This window comes from Streptomyces parvus (assembly GCF_014648875.1).
GTDB lineage: Bacteria > Actinomycetota > Actinomycetes > Streptomycetales > Streptomycetaceae > Streptomyces > Streptomyces parvus.
In genome coordinates this window covers 1,090,940-1,117,668 of record NZ_BMRY01000001.1, presented here as the reverse complement: position 1 = coordinate 1,117,668, position 26,729 = coordinate 1,090,940, and the positions used below count along the sequence as shown (strand labels likewise).

The 26,729-nt window shown below is 72.7% G+C and carries 23 protein-coding genes; 11 read left to right on the top strand and 12 right to left on the bottom strand.

The features are described 5' to 3' along the window. Positions 1-154: 154 nt before the first annotated feature. The 3 genes from IE140_RS05015 to IE140_RS05005 all read left to right on the top strand — a co-directional run bounded on the left by IE140_RS05015 (position 155) and on the right by IE140_RS05005 (position 3,071). Positions 155-1,282, top strand: a complete 1,128-nt coding sequence (locus tag IE140_RS05015) for an acyl-CoA dehydrogenase family protein (protein ID WP_078566611.1) — start codon at positions 155-157, stop codon at positions 1,280-1,282. Next, complete coding sequence (locus tag IE140_RS05010; protein WP_109179698.1) at positions 1,279-2,328, top strand: Zn-dependent alcohol dehydrogenase; 1,050 nt, start codon at positions 1,279-1,281, stop codon at positions 2,326-2,328. Before IE140_RS05015 ends, IE140_RS05010 begins: the two co-directional genes overlap by 4 nt. A gap of 89 nt (positions 2,329-2,417) precedes the next feature. After that, a complete protein-coding gene (locus IE140_RS05005) occupies positions 2,418-3,071 on the top strand; it encodes a TetR/AcrR family transcriptional regulator (protein ID WP_109179699.1) in 654 nt (217 codons plus the stop codon). 17 nt (positions 3,072-3,088) lie between these two features. On the opposite strand, the gene IE140_RS05000 is transcribed toward IE140_RS05005, so the two are convergent. Beyond that, complete coding sequence (locus IE140_RS05000; protein WP_150197704.1) at positions 3,089-4,075, bottom strand: GlxA family transcriptional regulator; 987 nt, start codon at positions 4,073-4,075, stop codon at positions 3,089-3,091. 74 nt (positions 4,076-4,149) lie between these two features. Here IE140_RS05000 and IE140_RS04995 point away from each other — a divergent pair, with 74 nt between their 5' ends. Then, positions 4,150-4,575, top strand: coding sequence for a ribosomal maturation YjgA family protein (locus tag IE140_RS04995; protein WP_150197703.1), 426 nt, complete (start codon positions 4,150-4,152; stop codon positions 4,573-4,575). Positions 4,576-4,689: 114 nt separating this feature from the next. Beyond that, positions 4,690-6,027: an MFS transporter gene (locus IE140_RS04990; protein WP_093444755.1), complete on the top strand. Its 1,338-nt coding sequence runs from the start codon at positions 4,690-4,692 to the stop codon at positions 6,025-6,027. Here the strand turns inward: IE140_RS04990 and IE140_RS04985 are convergent. Both IE140_RS04985 and IE140_RS04980 read right to left on the bottom strand, forming a co-directional pair. Next, positions 6,005-10,246, bottom strand: coding sequence for an nSTAND1 domain-containing NTPase (locus IE140_RS04985; RefSeq protein ID WP_150197702.1), 4,242 nt, complete (start codon positions 10,244-10,246; stop codon positions 6,005-6,007). The two genes, IE140_RS04990 and IE140_RS04985, sit on opposite strands and share 23 nt — an antisense overlap. Next, complete coding sequence (locus IE140_RS04980) at positions 10,243-10,656, bottom strand: CU044_2847 family protein (protein ID WP_229826689.1); 414 nt, start codon at positions 10,654-10,656, stop codon at positions 10,243-10,245. Before IE140_RS04980 ends, IE140_RS04985 begins: the two co-directional genes overlap by 4 nt. Positions 10,657-10,907: 251 nt before the next feature. On the opposite strand from IE140_RS04980, the gene IE140_RS04975 reads away from it, so the two are divergent. Together IE140_RS04975 and IE140_RS04970 are read left to right on the top strand one after the other, a co-directional pair. Then, entirely contained in the window at positions 10,908-13,865 is a 2,958-nt protein-coding gene (locus tag IE140_RS04975) for an AfsR/SARP family transcriptional regulator (RefSeq protein WP_229826688.1), read from the top strand. A 112-nt stretch (positions 13,866-13,977) separates the two neighbouring features. Beyond that, a complete protein-coding gene (locus tag IE140_RS04970) occupies positions 13,978-14,886 on the top strand; it encodes a hypothetical protein (protein WP_150198258.1) in 909 nt (302 codons plus the stop codon). Between the two features lie 48 nt (positions 14,887-14,934). Here IE140_RS04970 and IE140_RS04965 read toward each other — a convergent pair whose 3' ends face one another. Together IE140_RS04965 and IE140_RS04960 are read right to left on the bottom strand one after the other, a co-directional pair. Beyond that, complete coding sequence (locus IE140_RS04965; RefSeq protein WP_150198260.1) at positions 14,935-15,546, bottom strand: flavin reductase family protein; 612 nt, start codon at positions 15,544-15,546, stop codon at positions 14,935-14,937. 90 nt (positions 15,547-15,636) lie between these two features. Next, entirely contained in the window at positions 15,637-16,224 is a 588-nt protein-coding gene (locus tag IE140_RS04960; RefSeq protein WP_150198256.1) for a CGNR zinc finger domain-containing protein, read from the bottom strand. A 171-nt stretch (positions 16,225-16,395) separates the two neighbouring features. Here IE140_RS04960 and IE140_RS04955 point away from each other — a divergent pair, with 171 nt between their 5' ends. Both IE140_RS04955 and IE140_RS04950 read left to right on the top strand, forming a co-directional pair. Further along, positions 16,396-16,851, top strand: a complete 456-nt coding sequence (locus IE140_RS04955) for a VOC family protein (RefSeq protein WP_032777963.1) — start codon at positions 16,396-16,398, stop codon at positions 16,849-16,851. A 37-nt stretch (positions 16,852-16,888) separates the two neighbouring features. Then, positions 16,889-17,833 carry a pyridoxamine 5'-phosphate oxidase family protein gene (locus IE140_RS04950; RefSeq protein WP_150194773.1) on the top strand — a complete coding sequence of 315 codons (945 nt, stop codon included), beginning with the start codon at positions 16,889-16,891 and terminating at the stop codon, positions 17,831-17,833. 40 nt (positions 17,834-17,873) lie between these two features. Here IE140_RS04950 and IE140_RS04945 read toward each other — a convergent pair whose 3' ends face one another. Then, positions 17,874-18,701 (bottom strand): enoyl-CoA hydratase/isomerase family protein, encoded by an 828-nt coding sequence (locus tag IE140_RS04945; protein ID WP_150194801.1) that lies wholly within the window; start codon positions 18,699-18,701, stop codon positions 17,874-17,876. Continuing rightward, positions 18,692-20,920, bottom strand: coding sequence for an acetate--CoA ligase family protein (locus IE140_RS04940; protein ID WP_109179705.1), 2,229 nt, complete (start codon positions 20,918-20,920; stop codon positions 18,692-18,694). The genes IE140_RS04945 and IE140_RS04940 overlap by 10 nt, the downstream gene beginning before the upstream one ends. A 288-nt stretch (positions 20,921-21,208) precedes the next feature. On the opposite strand from IE140_RS04940, the gene IE140_RS04935 reads away from it, so the two are divergent. Then, the gene (locus IE140_RS04935; RefSeq protein ID WP_229826687.1) at positions 21,209-22,099 is read left to right on the top strand and encodes an NAD(P)H-binding protein; all 891 of its coding nucleotides are present in this window, start codon (positions 21,209-21,211) and stop codon (positions 22,097-22,099) included. Positions 22,100-22,253: 154 nt separating this feature from the next. Here the strand turns inward: IE140_RS04935 and IE140_RS04930 are convergent, their stop codons facing one another. From IE140_RS04930 to IE140_RS04915, 4 genes are read right to left on the bottom strand one after another with little or no spacing between them, the layout of a single operon-like run. Continuing rightward, positions 22,254-23,213: an AraC family transcriptional regulator gene (locus IE140_RS04930; protein WP_093444750.1), complete on the bottom strand. Its 960-nt coding sequence runs from the start codon at positions 23,211-23,213 to the stop codon at positions 22,254-22,256. Between the two features lie 53 nt (positions 23,214-23,266). After that, positions 23,267-23,614, bottom strand: a complete 348-nt coding sequence (locus IE140_RS04925) for a VOC family protein (protein WP_109179709.1) — start codon at positions 23,612-23,614, stop codon at positions 23,267-23,269. Then, positions 23,614-24,117: a hypothetical protein gene (locus IE140_RS04920; protein ID WP_150197764.1), complete on the bottom strand. Its 504-nt coding sequence runs from the start codon at positions 24,115-24,117 to the stop codon at positions 23,614-23,616. Before IE140_RS04920 ends, IE140_RS04925 begins: the two co-directional genes overlap by 1 nt. A 39-nt stretch (positions 24,118-24,156) precedes the next feature. Continuing rightward, positions 24,157-24,678: a hypothetical protein gene (locus IE140_RS04915; RefSeq protein WP_229826686.1), complete on the bottom strand. Its 522-nt coding sequence runs from the start codon at positions 24,676-24,678 to the stop codon at positions 24,157-24,159. A gap of 83 nt (positions 24,679-24,761) precedes the next feature. Between IE140_RS04915 and IE140_RS04910 the strand changes: the two genes are divergently transcribed. Continuing rightward, a complete protein-coding gene (locus IE140_RS04910; protein WP_150197766.1) occupies positions 24,762-25,376 on the top strand; it encodes a TetR/AcrR family transcriptional regulator in 615 nt (204 codons plus the stop codon). Between the two features lie 77 nt (positions 25,377-25,453). Here the strand turns inward: IE140_RS04910 and IE140_RS04905 are convergent, their stop codons facing one another. Beyond that, positions 25,454-26,650 (bottom strand): flavin-containing monooxygenase, encoded by a 1,197-nt coding sequence (locus tag IE140_RS04905; RefSeq protein WP_150197768.1) that lies wholly within the window; start codon positions 26,648-26,650, stop codon positions 25,454-25,456. Positions 26,651-26,729: the final 79 nt, after the last annotated feature.

Genomic DNA, 26,729 nt, shown 5'->3' with positions numbered 1-26,729 from the left:
GGCTCCGCCCCCGAACCCCCGCTCCTCAATCGCCGGAGGGGCTTGAAAACCAAGCCCCCGCTCCTCAATCGCCGGAGGGGCTTGAAAACCAAGCCCCTGCGGCGTTTGAGCAGCGGGGGTCTGGGGGCGGAGCCCCCAGGGACAGGAGGCACGGATGGACTTTCGTACCGAGGTGCGCGCCTGGCTGGCGGACCGCCTCACCGACACCCCCACCCCCCACCCCCGCGCGTGGGAACGCGAGTTGGGCAAGGCCGGCTGGATCGGCATCGGCTGGCCGGGCGAGGACGGCGAGACGTACGGCAACCGCCGAGCCACCCTCCCCGAGCAGGTCGTCTGGGCCGAGGAGTACGCCCGGTCCGGAGCCCCCGCCCGGATGGGCCACATCGGGGAGAACCTCCTCGCCCCGACCCTCATCACATACGGCACCGAGGAACAGAAGCGCCGCCATCTGCCCCCCGTCGCCCGCGGCGAGACCCTCTGGTGCCAGGGGTACAGCGAGCCGGGCGCCGGCTCCGACCTCGCCGGGATACGGACCACCGCCACCCCGGACACCACCACCGGCGGCTACACCGTCACCGGCCAGAAGATCTGGACCTCGCTCGCCCTGGACGCCGACTTCTGCTTCGTCCTCGCCCGCACCGACCCCGGCTCCACCCGTCACCACGGACTGTCGTTCCTGCTGCTGGAGATGGATCAGCCGGGGCGGATCGAGGTGCGGCCGATCCGCCAGCTGACCGGGACCAGCGAGTTCAACGAGGTGTTCTTCGACGGGGCCCGGGCCACGGAGACCGTCGGCGGCGAGGGCAACGGCTGGCAGGTGGCCATGGGCCTGCTCGCCGTGGAACGCGGGGTCTCCACCCTCGCCCAGCAGATCGGCTTCGCCGAGGAGCTGGGCCGGGTCGTCGCCGCCGCCGTGGCGAGCGGGGCCGCAGAGGACCCGGTCATCAGGGCCCGGCTCGTACGCCAGTGGGCCGAGCTGGACACCATGCGCCGGCACGCCCTGCGCACCCTCGGCACCACCGGCGACCCGGGCGCGCCCAGCGTCGCGAAGCTGCTGTGGGGCGGCTGGCACCAGCGGCTGGGGGAGCTGGCGGTGGCGGTCGCGGGAGAGGCGGGGGCGGCCGGACCGGAGCCGTGGACGGCGGACCGGCCGTACGAGATCGACCCCGCGCAGCACCTGTTCCTCTTCAGCCGGGCCGACACCATCTACGGCGGCTCCGACGAGATCCAGCGGAACATCATCGCCGAGCGGGTGCTCGGCCTACCGAGGGAGCCCAGATGAGAGGCGTCGTCTTCGACGGCACACGGACCGAGGTCGTCGACGACCTGGAGATACGCGACCCGGGCCCCGGCGAGGTGCTGGTGGCGATCGCCGCCGCCGGGCTCTGCCACAGCGACCTGTCGGTCATCGACGGCACGATCCCCTTCCCCGTCCCCGTGGTGCTCGGCCACGAGGGCGCGGGCGTGGTGGAGGCGGTCGGACCCGGCGTCGTCCACGTACGGCCCGGTGACCATGTCGCGCTGTCCACCCTCGCCAACTGCGGGGCCTGCGCCCAGTGCGACCGGGGCAGGCCGACCATGTGCCGCAAGGCGATCGGGCGGCCCGGGCGGCCGTTCTCGCGGGGCGGGGAGCCGGTGTTCCAGTTCGCCTCCAACTCCGCCTTCGCGGAACGTACGGTGGTGCGCGCCGTCCAGGCCGTGAAGATCCCGGCCGATCTGCCCCTCACCTCCGCCGCCCTGATCGGCTGCGGGGTACTCACCGGCGTCGGGGCCGTCCTGAACCGGGCGCAGGTCGGCCTCGGCGACAGCGTCGTGGTCATCGGCACCGGCGGCATCGGCCTCAACGTGCTCCAGGGGGCCCGGCTGGCCGGTGCGCTCACCGTCGTCGCCGTCGACAGCAACCCGGCGAAGGAGGCGGTGGCCCGGCGGTTCGGCGCCACGCACTTCCTGACCTCGGCCGACGGGGTGCGCGACATCCTGCCCGACGGAGCCGACCACGCCTTCGAGTGCGTCGGCCGCACCGAGCTGATCCGCCAGGCGATCGACCTGCTGGACCGGCACGGCCAGGCGATCCTGCTCGGCGTCCCGGCGGCGAGCGCCGAGGCGTCGTTCGTCGTCTCCTCGATGTACCTGGACAAGTCGATCCTGGGCTGCCGCTACGGCTCCTCGCGGCCGCAGCGGGACATCGCCCTGTACGCGGACCTGTACCGGGAGGGCCGGCTGCTGCTGGACGAGCTGGTGACGGAGACGTACCCGGTGGAGGACTTCGCCAAGGCGGCCGACGACGCGCACCACGGGCGGGTGGCCCGGGGGGTGCTGGTGTTCTGAGCCTTCCCGGCCGGCACAGGGTTCCCTGATACCTTCTAACGAAATTTTCAGCAGGTAGCAGGCGAGCGAGCCGGGGAAGGTGGCCGTCCATGGCCGGGTCCGACGCGAAGACTCCGCGCGAGCGCTACCGCGCCCAGGTGCGCGCCGAGATCAAGCAGCACGCCTGGGAGCAGATCGCCACGGCCGGGGCCTCCGCGCTCTCCCTCAACGCGATCGCCAAGCGGATGGGCGTCAGCGGACCCGCGCTCTACCGCTACTTCGCCGGCCGGGACGAGCTGATCACCGAGCTCGTCCGGGACGCGTACCGCAGTCTCGCCGACGCCGTCCACACGGCGGCCGTCACCGGCGCCGACCCGGCCGCCCTCGCTCACGTCCTGCGCGACTGGGCCCTGGCGGACCCCCACCGGTACTTCCTCGTCTACGGCACCCCCGTCCCCGGCTACCACGCGCCCGACGAGATCACCGGCATCTCGCAGGAGATCATGGCCGACCTGCTGACCGCCTGGACGGCCTTCGAACCGGACCCGCCCGCCTCGCCGTTCGCCGCCCACCTGGCGGACCACCGCGACTGGGCCGGGGACCATCCGGCCCCGCCCGGGGTGCTGCGGCGGGCCCTGGCGTTCTGGACCCGGCTGCACGGGGTGCTGTCCCTGGAGCTGGCGGGCCACTTCACGGGCATGGGCTTCGACCCGGACCGGTTGTTCCGGGCCGAGCTGGACGACCTGGTGGGGCGCGCGGGCTGACGCTGATGGCGTCCGTCCTAGGCGTCCGCCGACGACCGGAACGTACGCCGGTAGACCGTCGGCGGCACGCCCAGGGCCGCCTGGAGGTGCTGGCGCAGCGAGGTCGCCGTGCCGAAGCCCGCGTCCCGGGCCACCTGGTCGATGGACAGGTCCGTCGACTCCAGCAGCTGGCGGGCCCGCTCCACCCGCTGCTGGGTGAGCCACTGGCCGGGGCTGATCCCGACCTCCTCGCGGAAGCGGCGCGTGAACGTCCGTACGCTCATGGCCTCCTGCTCCGCCATGTCCCGCAGCAGGATCGGCCGGTCGAGCCGGGCCAGCGCCCAGGCACGGGCGGCGGTCGTGGTCGCGAACTGCGGTTCGGGGAGCGGGCGGTGGATGTACTGGGCCTGCCCGCCGTCCCGGTACGGGGGCACCACCGTGCGGCGGGCGATCTCGTTCGCGACGGCCGCCCCGTGGTCGCGCCGCACCAGGTGCAGGCAGAGGTCGATCCCGGCCGCTACCCCGGCGGAGGTCAGGACGTCGCCGTCGTCGATGAACAGGACGTCCGGGTCGACGCGGACCTGCGGGAAGGTCCGCTGGAAGTGGTCGGCGGACGACCAGTGCGTGGTGGCGGGGCGGCCGTCGAGGTATCCGGCCGCCGCCAGGACGTAGCTGCCGGTGCAGATGGACACCATCCGGGTGCCGGGCCGGACCAGGGCGAGCGCGGCGGCCAGCTCCTCGGTGAGCCTGCCCTCGTCGAAGACCGGGCCCAGCTCGTAGGAGGCGGGGATGACCACGGTGTCGGCGGTGGCGAGCGCCTCCGGGCCGTGCTCCACGAGAACGGCGAAGTCCGCATCGGTCCGGACCGGGCCGGGCGGGCGGATCGAGCAGGTGACCACCTCGTACAGCTTCCGGTCCCGGCCGTCCGGCTCGGTGCCGAGGGAGCGGCCGAAGATCCGCTGGGGGATGCCCAGTTCGAAGGGGAGCGCTCCGTCGAGAGCCAGGACGACGACGCGGTGCGGCATGACGGCCTCCTCGGAGATCACCGGTGGAGCGGGTGGCTGGTATAGACCACGAGCTGATACAGGTTAGCGATGTGATGGAGAAGCCGACAGATCCCATGTCCATTCCCGACGCCGATCGTGACAGCCGTAGGCTCATGGCTCGCGGGGTTGCGGCGGTGGCGGCCCTCGGGACCGTCGCCGCGGGTCTCGCCGTGCGCGCCGGGGCGGACGGGGCCCTCGCCAAGTACGCCGGGAGCGCGCTCTACACAGTGCTGCTCTGCACGCTCGTCGCCTTCTGCGCACCTCGTGCCCGCCCTCTCGCGGTGGCTGCCACGGCACTGGGTCTGAGCTGGGCGGTGGAGTTCGCGCAGCTCACCGGCGTACCGGCGGAGCTGTCGGTACACAGCACGGCGGCCCGGCTGATCCTCGGTTCGACCTTCAACGCGCCGGATCTGTTCTGGTACGCGGTGGGTGCGGCGGCGGCCTGGTCCGTGCACGCGGGGGCCCGGAGGCGCGCCTAGGCAGGACCCGATCGCAGGATCCGATCGCATGAACCGATCCCGTGGCCCGATTCCTGCGAACCGTGTCTCTCCGGCCACTCGTGGGGAAAGCCGCAGGCCAGGAAGCTGGTCCATGTGACCGAGACCATCGAAAGCGCAGCCCAGGACGGTCGGCCGCAGCCGCCGCGCGAGGCGCACCGCCGCTCCCGCCCCCGCATTCACCGGGCCTGGCTCGTCGCCGCCGTCACCTTCGTGACGATCATCGGCGGTGCGGCCTTCAACTCCCTGCCCGGCCTGCTCATCGACCCGCTCCACACCGAGTTCGGCTGGTCGCGCGGTGAGATCGGGCTCGCGGTCTCCATCGACATGGCGCTGTACGGGCTGACCGCGCCGTTCGCCGCCGCCCTCATGGACCGCTTCGGCATCCGGCGGGTCGTGGCGATCGCGCTGACCATGGTGGCGGCCGGGGCCATCGCGAGCGTCTGGATGACGGCCTCCTGGCAACTGATGATCTACTGGGGCCTGTTGGTCGGCCTCGGCACGGGATCGATGGCGATGGCGTTCGCCGCGACCGTCACGAACCGCTGGTTCGTCGCCCGCCGGGGCCTGGTCACCGGCATCCTCACCGCTGCGGGGGCCTCCGGGCAGCTCGTCTTCCTCCCGCTCTGCGCCTGGATCGTCGACGAACACGGCTGGCGGCCCGCCTCGGTCACCGTCGGCCTGGCGTCCCTCGTCGTCGTCCCGTTCGTCTGGCTCCTGATGCGCGACCACCCGGCCGATGTGGGCCTCGCCCCGTACGGCGGTACGTACGTGGAGAAGCCCGCCCCCGCCCGGGGAGCCGCCCGCCGGGCGGTGCGCGTGCTGATCGACGCGGCCCGCACCGGGCCGTTCTGGCTGCTCGCGGGTGCCTTCGCGATCTGCGGGGCCTCCACCAACGGTCTGATCCGCACCCACTTCGTGCCCTCCGCCCACGACCACCACATGCCCATCACCGTGGCGGCCTCGCTGCTCGCCGTGATCGGGGTCTTCGACGTCATCGGCACGATCTTCTCCGGCTGGCTCACCGACCGCTTCGACGCCCGCCGGCTCCTCGCCGTCTACTACGCGCTGCGCGGCATCTCGCTGCTGTTCCTGCCGATGCTCATGGCCCCCGAAGTGCGCCCGCCGATGGTCTTCTTCATCGTGTTCTACGGGCTCGACTGGGTCGCCACCGTCCCGCCGACGCTCGCCCTCTGCCGTGAGCAGTACGGCGACGACAGCGCGATCGTCTTCGGCTGGGTGCTGGCCTCGCACCAGGTGGGCGCGGCGGTGGTCGCCTTCCTCGGCGGCGTCGCGCGGGACGTGTTCGGCAGCTACGACGTGGTCTGGTACGCGGCGGGGGCGCTGTGCGCGATGGCGGCACTGATGTCGCTGGTGATCCGCCGCGGACGCGTCGTGGACCAGGCCCTGGTCACGGACAGACCGGGCGGCTAGGCAGGCGTACGGGAATGCCGGCCCGTTCGTCGGCAGTGAACGTCCGGTTGCCGATGACCTTGCACAACGCGCGCCGCCACTCCGCCGGGTCGAGGCGCAAGGGCCCGCCGGTGTTGTCCGTGTTCTGGTAGATCACGGACTTGCCGTCCGGAGTCATGTCGCGGAAGACATAGGCGCCTTCGCCCAGCATGCTGCTGGAGGGCGCGCGGCCGAAGTCGTACGACTCCCGGTAGCTGCGGCCGCCGACCCCGTAGACGCGCACGGAGCTGTTGGCGGCCACGACGAAGCCGCCCTTCCTGTCGATGAAGCTGGCTACGTACGGCTTCATCGAGTCCTCGGCCAGGCTGCGCAGGGGCCCCAGCTCCTTGTGCAGCGGGTCGCGCTGCCAGAGCTCCACCATGCCTCCGCTGCGCAGGACCGCCAGGTAGCGTGCGCTGGGGTCGATCTGTACGGCGACGGCATCGGTGGGCACCTTCACGGTCGCCTCGGTGGTTCCCGTCGTGAGGTCGACGATCCGGAGCCGGGGGTCACCCCAGACGAGCACGGCCACCTGGTCGTCCTCGGGGTATCTGCTGACGTGCGTCGTCGGCGGATCGGCGTCCGCCCGGCCCCCGGACGTCAGGGTCTTGATGTCGAAGCGGGCGCGCTCCTCGCCGGTGCGTGTGTCCCACTGCTGCACCAGGGTTCCGGAGACGGTCACCAGACGCTTGTCACGGTCGAAGAAGTACCGGAGGTCGGCGGGGGACGGTGGTGCGGGAACGGTGATGCGGGCCGTCTCCCTCAAGGTGGACGTACTCCGGATGACGATGGTGTCCTTGGCGACCCAGTCGGCCAGCAGGGTCCGTTCCGTGTCGAGCACGAGCTGGTATCCGTCCTTGGGGAGCCAGTACGGTCGCGGGCGCTTCACCTCGGCCAGTGGCGGATCGACCGCCACGGCCGTCACGGAGTGGACCTGCAGGCTCGCGCCCTCGTCCACGAGGCTGATCTGCTTCGTGCCGTCCGCACTGAGTTTCTGCTCGCTCACTTTCAGGACGTTGGGCACGGTGGGCAGTTCGACGTAGTTGATCAAGGAGTCGCTGTTCCCGGCCACGAGGATTCTGCCTCGGTTGGTCACCAGGTCCTCCGACGATTCCGTGACGCCGTCGAGCTGCGTGGACTCGCTGATCAGCTCGGACCGGGACAGGTCGACCAGGGACAGGCTCCTGCCGTCGCCCGTGGCGACACGGTGTCCGGTCGGATCGATGCTCCGCATCGTGCAGGTGGCGTGGTCGCCGTGGGCGTACCGGCCGAGTTCGGCGCCGTCCGAGATCCGCCGCAGAGTGATCGTCATGCCCGACTTTCCGTTGAGGCAGCTCGCCGCCGTCTTCCGGTCTCCCGAGACCAGGATCTGGTCGGCGGCGCGGGTGACCGTACGCGTTTTCCCGGTGGCCCGGTCGACCTCGATCAGTCCGGCGTCCATCCGGTTCCTGTCGTAGGCGGAGGTCGCCACCAGCAGGGTCCGGTTGCCGGGGCCGATCCACAGCTTTCCGGCCGCCTCCGCCGGCAGGGGCACCCGGGCCCCGGCGGTGTCACGGTCCAGGTCCCACCACACCAGCTCGTCCTCGGTCCGGGCGGCGACCATCCGTCCGTCCAGGGACATGGCGAACCCGCTGCCGGGCGCATAGGGGTAGTGCAACAGGTCTTTCGCCGACGGGAGTTCGTGTACCGGGCCGATGATCCGGTCGGCGTCCGGCCGCACCTCGAACCAGCCGGCGGACCCGTCGTCGCCGATGAAGGCGGCGCGGCTGCCGTCGGCCGAGACCATCACCCTGGACACCGCCTTGCGGGAGAAGTGCTCGACGCGCATGCCGTCGGTGAGCGAGTTCACGAACAGCGTCGCGCGACCCAGGGTCGACCGGGCGAAGACGACGTCACCGTCCCGGCTCGTCCGGAACTGCCGGACCGTACCGAGCAGACCGGAGAGCACGCGGGTCGATCCCGAGAGGCCGAGGTGCTGCCGCAGCAACTGGCTGCGCGCCTCCTGGGTGGGCGCGGTGTCGTACGCCGCGAGCGCCAGCTTCACCGAGAGGGCGGGGTCGAACTCGGCCTGGTCCTGGGAGAACTGGGTGAGGGAGCGCGAGTCGGCGAGTGCCTGGCGTTCCTCGCTCTGCTGCCGCGTGTACGCGAACATCCCCCCGAACAGCACCGCGAGGACGATCAGGATGCCGAAGCCGGACCGGACAGCCCGCCGCCTGCGGCTCCGCGAACGGTGATGGGCGCTGCCGAGTTCGAGGAATTCGTGCTCGGCAGCGGCGATTTCGGCCCCGCGGGTGTCCAGCCATGGCTTGGCGCCCGCCAGGGCGTCCACGCTCGGCAGCAGGTCGGGTGGGCGTCCGGCGGCGGTCCAGCGGCGCATGTCGTGGCGCAGGGACTCACGCCAGACCAGGAAGGAACGGTCCTCCGCGGCCCAGTCCGCCAGCTTGCCCCAGGTGGAGATGAGTGCCTCGTGGGCCAGTTCGACGGTCTCGGTCCCCCCGGCGTCCCGGCCGGTGACGAGGAGACGGGTGACGGCGAGGCGCTGCGCGACGTCCCACGCCCCGGCGTCGAGTTCGGTACGGGTGACGACGCGCCGCGTGACGCCTCCCGACTCCAGGGGTACCCGGATGAGCTGGGTGAACAGCCGCCGTGCCGCCGCCTCGTCGGCCGCCGGGACATGGGCGGCCCAGACCTCGACGAGGTGGTCGTGCAGGGCGCCGGCGACGCCGCCGATGTTCTCGTACGCCTCATGGGTGAGCGTCCCGTGTGCCTCCTGCTGCTCCCGCCAGAGCTCGTCGAGGGCGAAGCCGAGCAGGGGCAGCGCGCCGGGTTCGGCGCCGGTGTCGGCGAGGATGCGGTCGACGAGGTGGGGTTCGTAGTGGACGCCGGGGACGGCCTCCACCGGAAGGGTGATGATGTCGCGCAGGCTGCCGGTGCTCATCGGGCCGAGGGCGTAGGCCCGCCGCCCGTCGAAGGCATGGCCGAGCCCCGGGTGGTCGAGGACCGTGCCCAGGAAGTCGGCCCGGAGCGTGGTCAGGATCCGGACCGTGTCCGGCAGGGCCTCGTCGAACAGCACCGCGGCCAGCTCGTCGACGGCCGTCGCCTCGCGCGCGAGCAGTTCCTCGAACTGGTCGATCACGATCAGCAGCCGACGGGTCCCCTGCCGGTCGAGCAGCAGGGGGACGACGTCGGCCAGGGGGCGCCGGCCGGTCAGCGCCCGGCCGAGCGCCGGGGCGCGGTCCAGCCGCTCGGTCCCGGACAGGCCGGGTTCCAGCAGCGCCAGCAGTTCCTGGGCCAGCCGGGCGACCGGGCTGCTGCCCGCCGAGGGCCGCAGCACGATCACCGACGTGCCGTCCCGCCGTAGTCTCGGCACGACTCCGGCGCGGGCCAGGGAGGACTTGCCGGAGCCGGAGGGGCCCACGATCGCGGTCCAGCGTTCGCGGGAGACCATGCGGGCGACCTGGTCGGACTCCGTCCGGCGGCCGTGGAAGAGGGCGGCGTCGCTCTCCTGGAACGCAGTCAGGGACCGGAACGGCGACGGCGGCAGCACCAGGGGGCGCAGCCCGGGCCAGGCGTCCAGCAGACCGGCCGTCGGGATCAGATAGCTCGCCGGGGGTTCGCCCTCCTCCGCCACCGCCATCATGCCGACGATGCCCCTGAGTTCGTCGTCCCACACCGGACTGCCGCTGAAGCCGCCGGACACCCGGTAGCCGCCCTCGGCCAGGTCTGCCTGAATCCATCCGTGCGCCTGTCGAGCACGCAGCAGGGCCGCGTGCCACACGCCCCCGGGGCGGCCCGCCGGGAACCCGAAGACCCGCGCGGGGTGCTTCCACACGTCCGGTTCGTCCACCAGCCGGATGGGCCGGCTGCCCCGCACCCTGGTTTCCAGGCGCAGTACGGCCACGTCGCCGGCGCCGGACGGCTGGGGCGGGACCCAGTGTTCGACGCTCGCCGTGATCGGCGGGGCGCTGTCCGGGACGCCGGGGGCTGGGGCCCGCAGCAGCGGAAGCGTGACGTCGATCCGGTCGTCGGCGGAGGGCTCGGTGCCGTGGCCCGTGCCGAGGGCGGCGCTGACGACATGGGCGCAGGTCAGGGCCAGCTCATCGGTGACCAGGAACCCCAGGCCGACCGGTTCTCCCCGCCGGTCGCGGATCTGGAGCACTCCCGCTTCGAGGGCGTCGGTGCGCGTACCGGCCGCTGTCACGCTGCCGCCCCGTCCCCGCCCGGGCCGCCGTCGGGATCCGCCGCCGGGCCGGCTGGGGGCGGGGCGGCGGGCGGATCGGCGGGAGGGCGGTTCCAGACGAGCGAAACCGTGAAGTTGGCCTGTGCCGAGGTACTGGAGATCACCACGTCGGCCTCGGCCGACAGGCTCAGGCCGAACTCGACGCTGATCTCGTCGGGTCCGTGGGCCGTGCCACGGAAGCCGTCGACGAAATTCTGGGCGACCGGCCTGACCGAGGCCACCATCTCGCCCAGCGAGCGCGTGGCCCGCGCAACGACCTGGCCCGGCCGGGCGACCCTCACCAGACCGTCGCCCTCGGCCTCGACACGTACCTTCACCACTTCCGTCCGCCCGTCGGTCCCACTGACCGGCAGTTCCACGAGATAGGTCACGGCCACCCTCTTCGTCCGCACCGGCACGGTGCCGGTTCTGCTGTCACACGACCTCTTCATCGCCAACTACCCTCGACGGCAGGGGCGTTACCGACTCCGGATGTGATGCTCCGGTGCCGTCGGCGCGGCTGCCCTCCGGTCCGGCATCCGGCGGACCGCTTGTGCGGGTTGTGCGAGGTCGACACCGAGACCCTGGCCGGGGGTGCTGCAATGCTGATGAAGTTTCGGTGATGTGCGGAGGCGGAGGCCGCGTGTACGGAAGAACTCCTCAGGGACGGACGGGGCTTCGGATCGCCCTGCTCGGCCCGCTCCGGGCCTGGCGGGACGGAACACTGCTGGATCTGGGGCCGGTTCGGCGGCAGTCCGTACTCGCCGCGCTCATGCTGCGCGCGGACAGCCGGGTGAGCCATGAGCAGTTGATCGACGACCTGTGGGACGGGCGGCCGCCGGGGACGGGCCACAAGGTGCTGCCGAGCCATATCCACCCGTTGCGCAAGGCACTCGATGTCGCGGGCGCCGGGCCTGCGGATTCGGTGATCCGCAGCGGCAAGGGCTGGTACGGCTTCGTCGGCCGCGCGGTCCGGCTCGATGTGAGCGACCTGGACGAACGGGCCGCGGAGGCGCAGACCGCGAAGGCATCCGGCGACGCAGACACCGCCGTGGAGCGGTACACCGAGGCGCTTGCCCTGTTCCGTGGCGAGCCGCTGACCGGTCTGCCGGGTCAGCGCGCCCGGATGGAGCGACTCCGCTTGGGGGAACGCCGACTCTCGCTCCGGCTGGAGAGGCTGGAGTGCCTGGTCCTGCTGGGCCGGTCCGCCGACACCCTGGACGAGCTCGCCGCCCTGTCCACGTCCGACCCGCTCGACGAGTCGGTACTGGCCCTGCGCATGCGCGCTCTGTACGCCGGCGGCCGCCAGGCGGAGGCCCTGAACGCCTACGAGCACATGCGCACGCGGTTGCGCGACGAGCTCGGCGTCGATCCCGGACCGTCCCTCCGCACGATGTACGAGGCGGTGCTGCGGCAGGACGACGAACGTCTCGTCGGTCCGGTGGCCGGCCGCCTGCACAATGGGAGTTCGGGCCCCGCCGGCCCGGCCGGGGCGCACTCCACCGCGCTCCGCCCGCGGTCACGGCCCCGCCGTCCCGTCAACGAACTGCCCGGCGACGGCGGCAGCCTTTTCGGGCGGGAGGACGAGCTGGCCCGGCTGACCGCGCCCGCCGCCCCCGGATCCGTGTCGATCGTGACGGTGGACGGTCCGGCCGGGGTCGGCAAGACCGCGCTCGTCGTACGCGCCGCACGTGAGCTCAGCGCCGACCATCCGGACGGCTGCCTGTACGTGGACCTGCGCGCGCACAGCACCCGGCGACGGCAGACGCCGGAACAGGCACTTCAACACCTGCTGCGGTCGCTCGGGACGGCTCGGGGCGAGCTGCCGAGCGATCTTGACGAACTCACGTCCGTCTGGCGCGCGGAGACCAGCCGGTTACGGCTGCTGCTCGTGCTGGACGACGCGCTGGACGCCGACCAGGTCCGGCCGCTGCTGCCCGCCGGTGCCGGCAGCAGGGTGCTGGTGGCCGGACGACGGCGACTGGCCGATGTGGACGCCGACCGGCGGGTGACCCTCGAACCCCTGGAGCCCGGGGACGCGGCTTCCCTGCTCACCAGCATCGTCGGGCACGAGCGGGCGGGCCGGGAGCCGGAGGCGACGCGTGAGCTGGCCGGGCTGTGCGACGGACTGCCGCTGGCCCTGCGCATCGCCGGGTCACGGCTCCAGAACCGGGGCGCCTGGACGGTGGAGTACCTGGTGGGCCGGATGACGGACGGCGAGCACCTGCTCAGCGAGCTGACCGCCGGGGACCGGAGTGTGGAGTCGGCCTTCCGGTTGTCGTACGACCAGCTGACGCCCGAGCAGCAGCGCGCCTTCCGCACCCTGGGGCTGACACCGACGGTCGAGTTCGACGTCCTGACCCCGCAAGCCATGCTCGACGGGCCGCGCCACGCCACCGAACGCGTCCTGGAGGATCTCGTCGACACCAGCCTCCTGCAGCAGCCGCGTCCGGGCCGCTACCGCCTGCACGACCTGGTCCGGGTGCACGCACGCCGCCTCGCGCGGGCCGCGCCCGCCGAGGCGGCCCCCGCGAGCTCGGCCGCACTCGGCCTCTACCTGAGCGTCGCCCGGCTCGCCAGTGACTGGGGACCCGGCGGGTTTCCCACGGGCCCTCCGTCCACCGCTGCGCCCTTCACCCGCTGGGAGGAGGCGGAGGCATGGCTGGACGCGGCGGGCGGTGAACTCGTCGACGTCGTCGGACACGCAGCCGCCCTCGGTGAAGCGGATCACGCCTGCTGGATCGCCGAGGCGCTCTGCGACTACTTCGTCCGTCAGGGCCGATACCACGAATGCCGGACCGCTCTGGAGATCGCCCTGGCGCATGTGGACGGGGCCGCCGACCGGCGGATGCCCGCCGCCCTGCGTAACTGCCTGGGCTACACCGCCCTGCACGAACGCCGGTACACCCAGGCGCGCGGCCTGCTGACCGAGGCACTGGACCTCAGCCGACGCCACGCCCACCCGCACGAGGAGGCCCGGACCCTCACCGGGTTCGGAGCCCTCGCACTGAGCGTGGGCGAGGGCGAACAGGCCATCGTCCACGCCACGGCGGCGGTGGACCAGGCCGAGCGGCTGCACAGCTACTGGATCGCCTCGATGGCAGGCGTCATTCTCGGTCTGGCCCACTACTTCGAGGGGTGCGACCAGGAGGCACTGACCTGCTTCGCGGGCGCCCTCACCCATGCGGAGAAGGACGGAAGGCCGCGCATGCTGGGCAGGCCCTTGAGCTGCGCCGCCGACGTCCACCTCCGCCGCGGCCGGTACCACGAGGCCAAGCTGCTGCTCCACCGAGCGGTCGACCTGGTCCAGCAGGGCGGGGACGCCTTCCTCTCCGTACGCAGCCTGACCCGGCTGGGAACCGCGGAAGAAGGAGTGGGAAACCCCGACGCCGCCATCGCCCTCCATGAACAGGCTCTTTTCCTCCAGCGCCAGTTGATGTCGCCTCTCACCGAACCCAGTTACGCGTGGCTGGAGATGGACATCCGCAGCCGCCTGGGCAGCGCCTGTCTGACAGCGGGCCGCATACGTGAAGCGCACGAGCAGTTCCGGACCGTGCTCGCCGTGCACAGCACCCGCGTGCGCCGTCACCGTCCGAGATGATTCAGCAAGGAATTCCGGTCGATCTCATAAGGATCCGAGGTTCCCGGGGATTTCGACGATCCCGCTCTCCGCAGCACTTTGTTCCATCCGGTTCCAGAGCTACCGTTTCCGTATGACGCGACAAGAAAAGGAAGTTCATCTGGCGCTCAGTGGCCGCATTGTGTTCGAACAGGACATCAGCGTGGCCCAAGGGGCGCTGGTCATCAGCACACTTCAATCCGGCCCGGGGGCCGATGCCCCGATCCCTGGCCCAGAGCCGCCCGCTCTTCCTCCGGCACCGGCCGGGTGGGCGGAAAGAGAGCCCCGAGAAGCGCCGGTCATCGAAGAAGGGCGGCGGCAGGGGCAGGTCGAAAGCCCGCGCCAGGCTCTGGAGCGTTCGGACGCGAAAACCATACCGGAGAAGATGACCGCCTTCGCGGCCTACCTGCTCCACGAGGAAGGGCGTGAGGAGTTCACCCAGAGTGATATCCGCAGGCTCTTCCAGCGATCCCGTGAGCGCATCCCCTCCCACTTCTCCCGCGAGTTCGACAAGGCCGTCCGCGCCGGGTGGATTCACGAGGGGGAGGAAAAGGGTCAGTGCTACGTTTCGGAGTCGGCCAAGAATGTCATCAACGAGGGTTTCAGCAGTCTTCGGGGAAGGTCGGCCCGCAAACGGGACGGCTCCGCTCCATCAGCCGGAAAGAGCGGTCGGAAGAAGGCGCGGACCGTGCCCGTGCCCGAGGTGTTCGCCGAGTTCGACAACATTCCTTCAGCGATCGACGGGGTCGCCCCCTACCATCGGGTCGGGCTGAAGCGCGACAAACTCCTCTGGGCGCTCCAGCTGGCCCGGAATCTCGGCCTCCCGGGACTGCAGAGCACGGAAGTCGCGTGGCTCACCGATCGGCTCGGTGACGCCATACCGACGCGGGACATGAACGGTCACTTCAAGGGACTGCAGCGCAGCGGATACGCCAACCGCTCCATGGTCGGCAACATCATGCGGATCACCGAAGCGGGCGAGGAATATCTCCGGACGCTGTGACTCCGGGATGTTCGAAGGGCTCGGCCGCTGAACCGCCCGAGTCCAGGCTCAGCCGCTGAACCGGCCGAACACCCCCCGGTGGAACAGCAGCGGCTCGCCCTCCTCCGCCGCGCCCAGCGCCTCGACCCGGCCCACCACGATGAGGTGGTCGCCGCCGGTGTGGACGGCGTGGATGCGGCAGTCGATCCAGGCGGGTACGGAGTCGAGCAGCGGCGAGCCGGTCGCGGGGGCCTCCCCGTACGCCACTCCCGCGAACTTGTCCGCCCCGCTCACCGCGAACCCCCGGCACAGCGCGCCCTGTTCGGCACCCAGGATGTTCACGCAGAACACCCCGGCGCGGGCGATGCGCGGCCAGGTCGTCGACGTACGGGCGACCATGAAGGACACCAGCGGCGGGTCCAGCGAGAGCGAGGCGAAGGACTGGCAGGCGAAGCCCGTCGGGCCGTCCGTGTCGCGGGCGGTGACCACGGTGACGCCGCTGGCGAAGTGGCCCAGCACGCGCCGGAATTCGGCCGGGGCGACCGGCGGGCGCTCGTCGTCCCGGACGGCCCTCAGGTCCGGGCGGGGCAGCGCCTGGGGCAGTGCCTCCGGCGGGGTCTGCGGTGCGGCTGTCGTGGCGGCGCCGGCGGACCTGAGGTACCGGACGGCGGTGGCGGCCATGCCTGCGTGTCCCATCACGCCGTCCATTAGAACTGACGATGCGTCAGATGTGAACCCGCGTGCGGGGCGGGCGGGTCCTGCCCCCGGGTCTCACGCCCCGGTGCGCCGGGCGTAGTGGCGCTGCGCCTTCGCGCGATTGCCGCACCCCGCCATGGAGCACCAGCGGCGCGTGCCGTTCTTGGACACGTCGTGGAAGTGCAGGACGCAGGCGTCGTTCGCGCAGTGGCGGATGCGGTCGGGGCGGTCCGCGACGAGCCGCAGCCAGTTCTCCGCCGCGTACCAGGCGGGCAGCCAGGACGGCTCGTCCACCTCCACCACGGAATCCGGCATCCCGTCGGGGCCCAGCGTGCGGCGGATCCGGCCGTGGGCGAGGACCTCGTTCAGCCGGGCGCTGTCCTCGGGGATGGCCGGATCGCGGCGTACGGCCGTGGCGGCCAGGGCGTCGAGCGCCGTACGTGCGGTGAGCAGCCGGTCCAGCGTCGCGCGGTCGGCGGTGGGGGAGGCGCCGGAAGTGAGGTGCTCGCGCACCGGAGGGCTGTCGAGCCAGACGGCCAGGCCCGACACCGTGTCCAGCAGGTCGTGCCGTCCGTCCCCGTCGATCCAGCGGGTGTTGAGCAGATCGATGGCGAGCGGCTCGCCGGTCAGCGGCCGGGGGTCGGGCCCGGGGGGCTGCGTCACGGTCGGGCTCCTTCCGTCGTGGGGGAGGGACGGGCAGGGGGGCGGCTGGTTCATCGATGATAACCGGCCAAATCAAGATCACCGGTTGCGCTCACCGTTTCTAACCAACAAAATGAATGACAACGGTTACGAGATCGCCTCGTGGCCCCGACCGAAGGCACGGGATCGACCATGAGCAAGGCCAGGAACCTCCGGACCGGCCACGTCGGCCTCAACGTCACCGACCTCGACCGCTCGACCGCGTTCTACCGGGAGGTCTTCGACTTCGACGTGCTGGCCGAGGGCAAGGAGGCCGACCGCCGCTGGGCCTTCCTCGGACGCGACTCCCGGCTTCTGGTGACCCTGTGGCAGCAGAGCGAGGGCACGTTCGCCACGGCTCTCCCCGGGCTCCACCACCTCTCGTTCGAGGTGGACTCGGTGGACGAGGTCCGGGCCGCCGAGGAGGTCCTGCGGGGGCTGGGCGCGGAGTTCGCCCACGAGGGCGTCGTTCCGCACGGCGAGAGCGGCACCTCGGGCGGCATCTTCTTCGCCGACCCCGACGGCATCCGCCTGGAGATCTACGCGCCCACCGGGGCCGACCCGGCGGACGCCCCGACCGCCGGTGCTCCCACCTGCGGATTCTTCTAGGCGCCGACGGAGGGCGCGAAAGGGCAAGGTGTCGACCATGGGCGGATATCACCGGGGCGAGCTCGCCGTGCAGGAGCGGGCGGGGCTGGCCCGGCGGGCGGCGAGTGCGGAACGGGCCATCCGTTCCGACATCCCCGAGGTGGCGGCGGAGTTCCTCGGCCGGCAGCCCTTCCTGGTGGTGGGCGGCGCGGACCGGCAGGGGCGGATCTGGGCGACCCAGCTCACCGGTGAACCGGGGTTCCTGGCCGTCCCCGCGCCGGACGTCCTGACCGTCGACGCGCTGCCGCCGTCCGACGATCCGCTGGCGGGTCTGCTCTCCGGTGCCGACGGGGGTGGCACCGGCGGGGCGGGACCCGCCCGAATCGGGATGATCGCCATCGAGCCCGCGACCCGCCGCCGGATGCGGATGAACGGCCGGGCGGTCCGCGACGGGCGCGGGCTCCGCGTCACCCTCGACCAGGCCGTCGCCAACTGCCCCAAGTACATCCAGGAGCGCCACCCCCACCGGATCGCACCGGGCGAGGCGGGCGGGCAGCGGCGCGGGGCCACCGACGGAGACTCCCTGAGCCCCGCACAGCAGGAGGCGCTGCGGACCGCCGACACCTTCTTCGTCGCCACAGCCTCCGACCGGGGCGACGCCGACGCCTCGCACCGGGGCGGCAACCCGGGCTTCGTCCAGGTGGTCACGCCCTGGCTGCTGCGCTGGCCCGACTATGCGGGCAACGGCATGTTCCTGACCTTGGGGAACCTCGAACTCAACCCCGCCGCAGGGCTGTTCGTGCCCGACTGGGGCACCGGCTCCGCCCTCCACCTGACCGGCTTCGCCCGCACGGTCTGGGACGCGGACGAGGTGGCCCGGGTCCCGGGGGCGGAGCGGCTCGTCGAGTTCGAGATCACCGCTGTACGGGAGGTCGCCGCCGCCTCCCCGCTGCGCTGGTCGGCCCCGGAGTTCCACCGCTTCAACCCGCCGGTGGCATCCTGAGGTTCGCCTCTCCGGCGCTCCGGACGCTTCGGTGTCCCGGTCAGTGCCCCCGGTACTCCGGCGTACGGCGCTCGACGAAGGCCGCCACGCCCTCGGCGGCGTCCCGCGTCGTCATGTTGATCTCCTGGGCCGCCGCCTCGGCCGCGAACGCGGCGGCCCGGTCGCCGTCCAGCGAGGCGTTCACCAGCTGCTTGGCCAGGGCGAGGGCCCGGGTCGGCCCGGCGGCGAGCCGGCCGGCCCACGCGGCGGCGAGGGCGGACAGCTCCCCTTCCGGCACGGTGCGATTGACGAGCCCCATCTGCTCGGCGTCCGCCGCCGACAGCGCGTCCCCGAAGAACATCAGCTCCTTCGCCCGCTGCGGCCCCACCAGCCGGGGCAGCAGATACGCGCCGCCGCCGTCCGGGACGAGCCCCCGGCGCACGAAGACCTCGATGAACTTCGCGGTGTCGGCCGCCAGGACCAGATCGCAGGCGAACGCCAGATGCGCCCCGATCCCGGCCGCCGTGCCGTTCACGGCGGCGATCACCGGCTTCTCGCAGTCCAGCACGGCGGCGATCAGCCGTTGCGCGCCGAGCCGGATGGTCCGGGACACGTCCCCGGGGACCCGTTCACGGGCCTGCGCCGGCGCGCCGCGCAGATCGGCGCCCGCGCAGAAGCCCCGGCCGGTGGCGGTGAGCACGACGGCCCGTACGGCGGGGTCGGCGGAGGCGTCGGTGAGGAGGGCGATGATCCGCTCGCGCTGGTCCCAGGTGACGGCGTTCATGGCCTCGGGTCGGTTGAGGGTGATCCACGAGACGCCGCCGTCGAGAGCGTGCAGGACGGTGGCGTCCCGGGGGGCGGCCTGTGCCGCCTCCCCGCTCACCGGCAGACCGCCAGCGCGTCCAGGGCCACCGCGCCCTGGCCGCGGCCCAGCACCACCAGCGGGTTGATGTCCAGCTCGGCCAGGTCGTCGCCCAGTTCCAGGGCCATGCGCTGGACCCGCAGCACCACTTCCACCAGGGCGTCCACATCGACGGGGGCCCCGCCACGCACCCCCTCCAGCAGCGCCCGGCCGCGCAGTTCGCCGAGCATGTCCCGGGCGTCCCGTTCGCCGAACGGCGGGACCCGGACCGCCGCGTCGTGCAGCACCTCCACCAGGACCCCGCCGAGCCCCACCGTGACCGTCGGGCCGAACAGGGCGTCGTGGGTGACCCCGACCATCATCTCGACGCCCCGGTCGATCATCTGGCAGACCAGGATGCCGTCCAGGTCCACCGATTCGTACCGGGCGATGTCGGTCAGCTCGCGGTAGGCGTCCCGGACCTGGCTGGCCGAGGTGAGGCCGACCTTCACCAGGCCCAGCTCCGTCTTGTGGGCGAGCCGGGGCCCGGAGGCCTTCATCACCACCGGGTAGCCGACCGGCCCGGCGGCCCGTACGGCACCGGCCGCGCTGGTCACCAGCTGCTCGCGCGGCACCCGGATCCCGTACGCCCGCAGGAGCTGCTTCGCCGCGTGCTCGCTGAGCTGCTGGCCCGGGCGCAGCAGGTTCTGCGCCTTGCGGAAGGACGGCGACGGGGTGCGCGGGGCGTCCTCGAAGGGGGAGCGGTAGCGGTCGGCGAAGCGGTGGTGGTCCAGGTAGGCCTTCACGGCGGTGACGCAGTTGCGTGCCGTACGGAAGGTGGCGAGGCGCGAGGAGCCCAGCAGGGTGGTGCGGTAGGCGTCCTCGGTGCCGACGGGGGAGCCCCAGACGACGCAGACCAGCTTGTCGGTGGCCTCCGCCGCGTCCGCCAGGTCCTGGGCGAGCCGGTCGCTCATCGGGGGGAACGGGCCGGTGATCGGACAGATCAGCACCCCGATCGACGGGTCTGCGAGGATCGCGTCGATGATCTTCCGGCCGCGCCAGTCGCCGACCGGGTGGCCGCCGTTGTCGATGGGGTTGGCGACGTTCAGGTACTCCGGTATCCAGGTGTGCAGTTCGGCCTGCTTCTCCGGTGACAGGGCGGGCAGGGTGAGCCCCGCCGCCGTGGCCAGGTCCGCGAAGTGCGCGCCGGTGCCGCCGGAGATGGAGTACACGGCCACCCCCTCGGCCTTCGGGGGGCGGGCCCGGGCCAACAGCGCTGCGGTGTCCTGGAGTTCGTCCAGGCCGTCCACCCGGACCACCCCGAACTGCCGCATCGCCGCGTCGACCACCTGGTCCGCCCCGGTCAGCTTCCCGGTGTGCGAGGCGGCGGCCTGGGTCCCGGCCCCGGTGCGGCCCACCTTCACGGCGACGACGGGCACCCTGGCGCGGGCGGCCCGGTCGGCGGCGAGCAGGAAGGAGCGGCCGTCCTTGAGCCCCTCGACGTAACAGGCGACCGCCCCGACCTCGGGGAGCTGGGCGAAGTACGCGAGGAAGTCGGCGGTCTCCAGATCGGCCTCGTTGCCCGTGGGGGCCCAGTGCGAGAGCCGGATGCCCAGCTCCTGGAGGGCGTGGAGCGGGCGGCCCTGGTGCCCGGACTGGGTGATCAGGGCGATGGCGGGGCCCTCCAGGTCGTCCCGGAACCGCTCGAAGGCGTTCAGGTTGGTGTTCGGCCCGAGCAGCCGCAGCCCGGACCGCTCCACGGCCGCCGCCAGCCGGGCCTGGGCGGCCGCGCCCGCCTCCCCGGTCTCGGCGAACCCGGAGGCGAACGCCACGGCGAAGGGCACCTTTGCCTCGCCCAGCTCCTCGATCACCGGCAGCGGGTCCGCGACCAACAGGACCGCCAGGTCGACCGGCTCGGGCAGCTCGGCGACCGATCCGGCACACTCCCGGCCGAACACGGTCGGCCGGGTCGGGTGCACCGGGTGCAGCCGGGCCCCGACCCGTTCGGCCCAGGCGATCAGCTGCCGGGTGATGCCGGTGTTGGGGCGGCCCTCGGCGTCGGAGGCCCCGACGACGGCCACCGAGCGGGGCCGGAAGAAGCGGTCCAGGTCGGGCACGTCCAGGTGCAGCGGACGCCCGCTGACGTCGAGGCCGCCCTGCCGTGTGGCGGTGGGCAGACTGACGACGGCGGCGTGCGGCTCCTCGCCGCAGGCCACCACCCGGGCACGGAAGTCGGTGGTGAGGGTGCCGTGAGTCGATCCAAGCATCGTTCCGCCCACTCCTGCTCGATGGCCCGCCGGGGAACGGGCGGGGCCGGCCAATAAACTGACGCTCTGTCAGGTTACTGAACTGACGCTGCGTCAGGAATGGGTGTGCAGGCAAAGGATCGCGCGGTCACGCGGGGCGAAGCCGTGGCTCAGGGCCGTGGTGGCGGTGGGCCCGGAGGTCCGCCCCCCCGGCGTCCGGCACCGGTCTCGCCGCCGCCGGACGCTCGGACATCCCTCCCGGACGCTGAGCCATGGGCGGGGACCGCCCCGCCGCGTGAGGCTGGTGCCATGACTCAGAATGACGCTTCCGCAGACGCGACCGCAGCAGCGGCCTCCGTGCAGGGACCCGTACTCGTGACCGGCGGCACCGGCAAGACCGGCCGCCGGGTGGTGGCCCGCCTCCGTGAGCTGGGGGTGGAGACCCGGGCGGCCTCGCGATCCGGGGAGACCCCGTTCGACTGGGCGGACCCCACCACCTGGCAGGCCGCCCTGGACGGTGTCACCGCCGTCTACATCACCCCGCTCGACGCCTCGCCCTCCCCGACCCCCGCCTTCGTCGAGCAGGCCGTCGCGAGCGGGGTGCGGCGGCTGGTGCTGCTCTCGGCTCGGGGTACGGACGTGCCCGGCTACTTCGGCCCCTCCTACGAGGACGGCGGACCGCACGGCGAGGGGGAGCGGGCCGTCCGGGCCTCCGGGGTGACCTGGACGATCCTGCGGCCCGGCTGGTTCTCCCAGAACTTCAGCGAGGGCGTCTTCCTCGACGGCGTACGGGACGGGGAACTGGCCCTGCCCACCGGGGACGGGAGGGCCGCGTTCATCGACGCGGACGACATCGCGGACGTGGCCGTGGCCGCGCTCACCGAGGACGGCCACGCGGGCGAGGAGTACGGACTCTCGGGCCCGCGCGCGCTCGGCATCGCCGACGTCCTGGACGAGATCGCGAAGGAGACCGGGAAGCGCGCCGCGTACGTCCCCGTCGACACCTCCGCCTTCCGGGCCGGACTCACCGCCCAGGGCTTCACGGACTGGGAGGCCGACCTCTGGACCGACGCGCTGGACCCGATCACGTCGAGCCGGGAGGCACCCGTCCTGGACGGCGTACGCCGGGCACTCGGCCGCGAGCCGCGCGACTTCGCGGACTTCGTGCGGGACGCGGCGGCGCGGGGGGTCTGGGGCTGAGACCCGGGGCGGGGCGGGTGCGAGGCTGAGGGCCGGACCGGGGCGGAGCCGAGGCTGGGAGCCGGAGCCGGGGGCGGGGCGGGGCCGAGGCAGGGAGCCGGGGGCGGGTCCCCTGCCGCAGGGGACCCGCCGCGCCCCCACCCTCAGCGCCGGCTCAGCCCGCCGGTGCCGCCGCCTCCACCGGCCCGGCCGCCAGGGCCTCCCGCCGGAACGCGCTCGGGCTCTCGCCCCGCACCCGCTTGAACGCCGCGCTGAACCCGAACGCGTCCGCGTAGCCGACCCGGCGGGCCACGGCCGCCACCGTCAGCTCGGGTCGGGTCAGCAGGTCGGCGGCGAGCGTCATCCGCCACTCGGTCAGATACGCCACGGGCCCGTCCCCGACGAGTTCGGTGAACCGCTTCGCCAGGGTCGTCCGCGACACCCCCGCCCGGCCCGCCAGCTCCGCCGTCGTCCAGGGGTGCGCCGGGTCCTCGTGCATCGCCCGCAGGGCCGGGCCCGCCACCGCGTCGCCGAGCGCCCCGTACCACCCCGGCGGGTTCGCCTCGGGCCGGTCGAACCAGTCCCGCAGCGTGCACACCAGCATCCAGTCCAGCAGCCGGTCGAGCACGATCTGGTCCCCGGGCCGGCCCCGGCCGAGCTGCGCCTCCAGGTAGTCGCGCAGGGGCGCGCAGTCCTCCTCGTCGGGCACCACGAGGGCCGGGGGGAGCGCCCGCAGGAGCCGCTGGGGAAGCTGCTCCTGTACGTCGTAGGCGGCGGCCAGCAGAACGGTGGCGCAGTCGAACTCGGGGACTGAGCCCGATGCGGCCCCGCTGTCCCGGACCTGGTCCCAGCGCACCTCCCGTACACCGCCGGCCCGCCCCGCGCCCGTAGCGTCCACCGGGTCGTCGGTGAAGACGAACGGGGCCGGGCCCCGCACGACCGCCGCCTCGCCGACCTCCACCCGCAGCGGCTCGCCGCCCTCCGGCACGATCCACCCCGCACCCCGCAGCGGCAGACACAGGGTCAGGTACGCCCCGTCCGTGAACCGCAGCGACCAGGGTGCGCACAGCACCGAACGGCCGAACACCGCGCCCCGGCCCCGCACGCCCCGCAACAGCTCGTCGAACACGTCCATGACGTCCACGATAAGCAGAGCCCCGACCGTCCCGGACGCTCACCTATGGGGTGTCAGCGGTGGCTCAGCACATTGACCACCCGGCCGTCGGGGTCCCGGACGAAGAACCTCCGCACGCCCCACTCCTCGTCCTGGAGCGGGTGGACGATCTCCGCGCCGCTCTCCCGTACGACGGCGTACACCGCGTCCACGTCGTCCACCTCGACGCTCAGATCGGGGACGACCGGGCCGGTCAGGTCGTGGGTCATGAAGCTGACCTGCTCCTGCGGGCCGGACGGTGAGGCGACCGTGGTGATCCAGCCGAGGTTCATGACCTCCTCGAAGCCGAGCAGGCCGTAGAAGTCGCGGTTCTCCTCGACCGCTTTCGTACGGAGGTTGGGCACGACACGGCGAACGGTCATCATCGACTCCTCGGAAGAAGGGCTTCCGTCAGGTTGACCCGGCCGTCGCGGACGCGGACTTCGAGAGCGTTCGGCTCCGGGTCCTCGCAGGCACGGTAGTGCCCCAGCCGTACTGTGCCGTCCTCCCGCCGCAGGGTGTCGTGCGCGTGCTCGGCGAGCCAGCGGAGCAGCGCCCCGACCTCCTCCGTCTCGTCCGGGTGGATCTCGGTCCGGGAGGTCAGAGCCCAGCCGCCACCGGGGAGGCCGTCGCGGGCGGCCAGCGCCGAGCAGAGCGCGCCCGTCGTCCGCCGGGCCGGTCCGCTGCCCGCCAGCAGCGGGCGGGGCTCGTTCTCGATCCGCGGGACCCCGTCGTCGTCGACCACCACGCACGGGAAGTCCGTCACGACGGTGAGGTGTCCGGGCTGCGGGCCGAGCCCCAGATGCCAGCGCAGCTCGGCCAGTTGCTGCTCCGGCAGCCCCTCGCGCAGGTCGACCGTCACGGTCAGTTCGTGGACATCGCTCATGCGGCGAACCCTAAGCGGGGGCTCGGACAGTCCGCCCCGTCAGGCCGCCCGAACGGTGGCCGCCGCGTCGCGGAGCAGCCCGGGGGCCAGGCGGCGGTGGACGGCGGACAACGGGGGCCACACGGCACGGGCCAACGGGTGGTCGTAGCGCAGGAACGTACCCAGCGACACCTGCCCGTCGGCCGCCCGGACGACGAGGTTGCCGGTCAGGAACCAGGATGCCGCTTCGAGCCGGATCCAGTCCTCGCCGCGTTCGGCGATCCGCCATCCGGCCACGGTGCCGGGCGACCGCCCCCGGCTGAGCCGGAGTCCGAGGAGGCACTGCCAGATCAGCCGCTCCACGGGATCGGGGACGTCGCCGAACAGGGCGCGCGCCCACTGCTCCGCCGTCGCGTGCGTGCCGACGTCCCCGGCGAGGGTGAACACATCGGCGTAGTCGACGCGGGACAGCGAGCCGAGAGCGCGGGTGGCCGCGGGAATGCTGTGGACCCCCACGGCACGCTTGACGGCGGCGCTGCACGGCTCGCGCTCGGCTTGGGGCCGGTCGGACAGTCCGGTCATCAGGCACACCACCTTCTGTACGGCACCGTATAGAAGTAGGATAGCTGCTTTATACGGTGCCGTACAGAAGGTGGGAGGCCGCGATGGCATGTGCCAGGACGCCCCGCACGGCGTGGGTCGAGGCCGGATTGCACGCGCTCGCGGCGGGAGGGCCGGACGCCGTGCGGATCGAGGTGCTGGCCAGGTCGCTCGGTGTGACCAAGGGCGGCTTCTACGGCTATTTCGCCGACCGCCGCGCGTTGCTGGAGGAGATGCTCGACGCCTGGGAGCGCGATGTCACCGACGCCATCATCGAGAGCGTCCGTGCCGGGGGCGGTGACGCGCGGGCTCGCCTGCGCCATCTGTTCCGCATCGCGGGAAGCCCGGAAGGCGTGACGGCCGAGATGAGTACGGAGCTGGCGATCCGGGAGTGGTCGCGGCGCGATCCCGATGTCGCGCATCGGCTGCGGCGCGTCGACCGCCGCAGGATGGACTATCTGCGGGAGCTGTTCCGGGAGTTCTGCCGCGACGAGGACGAGGTGGAGATTCGCTGCACCATCGTGACGTCGGTGTGGATGGCGGCCCACTTCATCGCTTTCGACCACGGGGAGCGGACGCACGACGAAATCGAGGGCCTGGTGTTGCGGCGCGTGCTCGACGAGCCACCGGGCGACGGCGCCCCGGGCGGCGCCGGCCCGGGCGGGGCGGCGCGGTCCTGAGGGCCCGGCGTCGACGGCCTTGACGGCCTTGACGGCCTTGTTCAGCCGCGCGCCGCGCGGTCAGCCCCGGCGCGCCCTCAACGCGGCGCCCGCGACACCCTCTTGGCGATCTTCTCCGCGTCCAGGGCCATCTCGCGCAGCATCCCGCTGATCGGGTTGGTGAAGCCGGTGAAGTACAGCCCGGGTGCTCCCTTCGGTGACCGGCCGCCGTGGGTCACCGGGCGGCCCCGCCCGTCCAGGACGTCCAGGTGGCCGAGCAGCGGCTCCAGGGCGCGGTCGTAGCCGGTGGCGGCGATGACGGCGTCCGGGGTGAGCCGGGTGCCGTCGGCGAGGACCACCGTGTCCTTGTCGAAGGAGGCGACCGTCGCCACGGGGGTGACCCGGCCGTTCTTCACCGCGTCGACGAGCCCCACGTCCTGGACCGGGATCGCCCCCTCGCGGACCCGGGAGTAGAGGCCGGTGGCGGGGCGCGGGAGGCCCCGGTCGGTCAGGTCGGGCACGGCGATCCGGGACATCACGGCCCCCGCGCGGTCGACGAGCCGTACCGGCAGGCGGCGGACCAGGATGCCCGTGGCCTGGGCCGGCCAGCCGGCGGTGGAGCGGCGGACGATGTGCGGGGCCGTCCGGACCGCGATGCGCACGGCGGACGCCCGGCCCTCCGCCAGGTCTGCCGCGATCTCCGCGCCCGTGTTGCCGATGCCGACGACCAGGACGTCCTTCTCCGCGTACGGGGCCGGGTTCCGGTACGCCGCCGCGTGCAGCAGCTCGCCCGTGAACGTGTCGCGGCCCGGCCAGTCCGGTATCCGCGGGGTGTGGTTGAAGCCGGTGGCGACGACGACCGCGCGGCCCCGCAGGACCCGGCCGCCCGTCGCGGTGAGCTGCCAGTCGCCGGAGCCGTCGGAGGCCGGGTCGACGCGGGTCACCTCGACGCCCGTCACCACTTCCAGCTCATGGTGCTCGGTGTACTTCTCCAGATACCGCACCACGTCGTCCCGGCCCACCCAACGCCCGAACTTCCGCGGCATCTTCAGCCCCGGCAGCGCCGACCAGCGGCGGGTGGTGTGCAGGTGCAGCCGGTCGTAGTGGCCGCGCCAGGACGCCCCGACCCGGTCCGACTTCTCCAGGACCACCGCCCGTACGCCCCGGGCGCGCAGCGCGGCCGCGGTGGCGAGTCCGCCGGGGCCGCCGCCGATGACGTACACGGGCCGGACCTCCGTACGGTCGGTGAGGGCGACGGCGTCGTGACGGGCTGCGGGGGACGGGCTGTTGGGCATGGTTCGGAGCGTAATCGCCCGCTCTGTTGATGGGTCTCGGTCAAGAGGGAAATCGATTGCGAATTGATCACGAGCGGTG

Excerpts from the sequence above, each read along its gene's own strand:
- IE140_RS05015 (WP_078566611.1), top strand. The coding sequence starts at position 155 with ATGGACTTTCGTACCGAGGTGCGCGCCTGGCTGGCGGACCGCCTCACC.
- IE140_RS05010 (WP_109179698.1), top strand. The coding sequence starts at position 1,279 with ATGAGAGGCGTCGTCTTCGACGGCACACGGACCGAGGTCGTCGACGAC.
- IE140_RS05005 (WP_109179699.1), top strand. The coding sequence starts at position 2,418 with ATGGCCGGGTCCGACGCGAAGACTCCGCGCGAGCGCTACCGCGCCCAG.
- IE140_RS05000 (WP_150197704.1), bottom strand. The coding sequence starts at position 4,075 with ATGCCGCACCGCGTCGTCGTCCTGGCTCTCGACGGAGCGCTCCCCTTC.
- IE140_RS04995 (WP_150197703.1), top strand. The coding sequence starts at position 4,150 with ATGGAGAAGCCGACAGATCCCATGTCCATTCCCGACGCCGATCGTGAC.
- IE140_RS04970 (WP_150198258.1), top strand. The coding sequence starts at position 13,978 with ATGACGCGACAAGAAAAGGAAGTTCATCTGGCGCTCAGTGGCCGCATT.
- IE140_RS04965 (WP_150198260.1), bottom strand. The coding sequence starts at position 15,546 with ATGGCCGCCACCGCCGTCCGGTACCTCAGGTCCGCCGGCGCCGCCACG.
- IE140_RS04955 (WP_032777963.1), top strand. The coding sequence starts at position 16,396 with ATGAGCAAGGCCAGGAACCTCCGGACCGGCCACGTCGGCCTCAACGTC.
- IE140_RS04950 (WP_150194773.1), top strand. The coding sequence starts at position 16,889 with ATGGGCGGATATCACCGGGGCGAGCTCGCCGTGCAGGAGCGGGCGGGG.
- IE140_RS04940 (WP_109179705.1), bottom strand. The coding sequence starts at position 20,920 with ATGCTTGGATCGACTCACGGCACCCTCACCACCGACTTCCGTGCCCGG.
- IE140_RS04935 (WP_229826687.1), top strand. The coding sequence starts at position 21,209 with ATGACTCAGAATGACGCTTCCGCAGACGCGACCGCAGCAGCGGCCTCC.
- IE140_RS04930 (WP_093444750.1), bottom strand. The coding sequence starts at position 23,213 with ATGGACGTGTTCGACGAGCTGTTGCGGGGCGTGCGGGGCCGGGGCGCG.
- IE140_RS04925 (WP_109179709.1), bottom strand. The coding sequence starts at position 23,614 with ATGACCGTTCGCCGTGTCGTGCCCAACCTCCGTACGAAAGCGGTCGAG.
- IE140_RS04920 (WP_150197764.1), bottom strand. The coding sequence starts at position 24,117 with ATGAGCGATGTCCACGAACTGACCGTGACGGTCGACCTGCGCGAGGGG.
- IE140_RS04915 (WP_229826686.1), bottom strand. The coding sequence starts at position 24,678 with ATGACCGGACTGTCCGACCGGCCCCAAGCCGAGCGCGAGCCGTGCAGC.
- IE140_RS04910 (WP_150197766.1), top strand. The coding sequence starts at position 24,762 with ATGGCATGTGCCAGGACGCCCCGCACGGCGTGGGTCGAGGCCGGATTG.
- IE140_RS04905 (WP_150197768.1), bottom strand. The coding sequence starts at position 26,650 with ATGCCCAACAGCCCGTCCCCCGCAGCCCGTCACGACGCCGTCGCCCTC.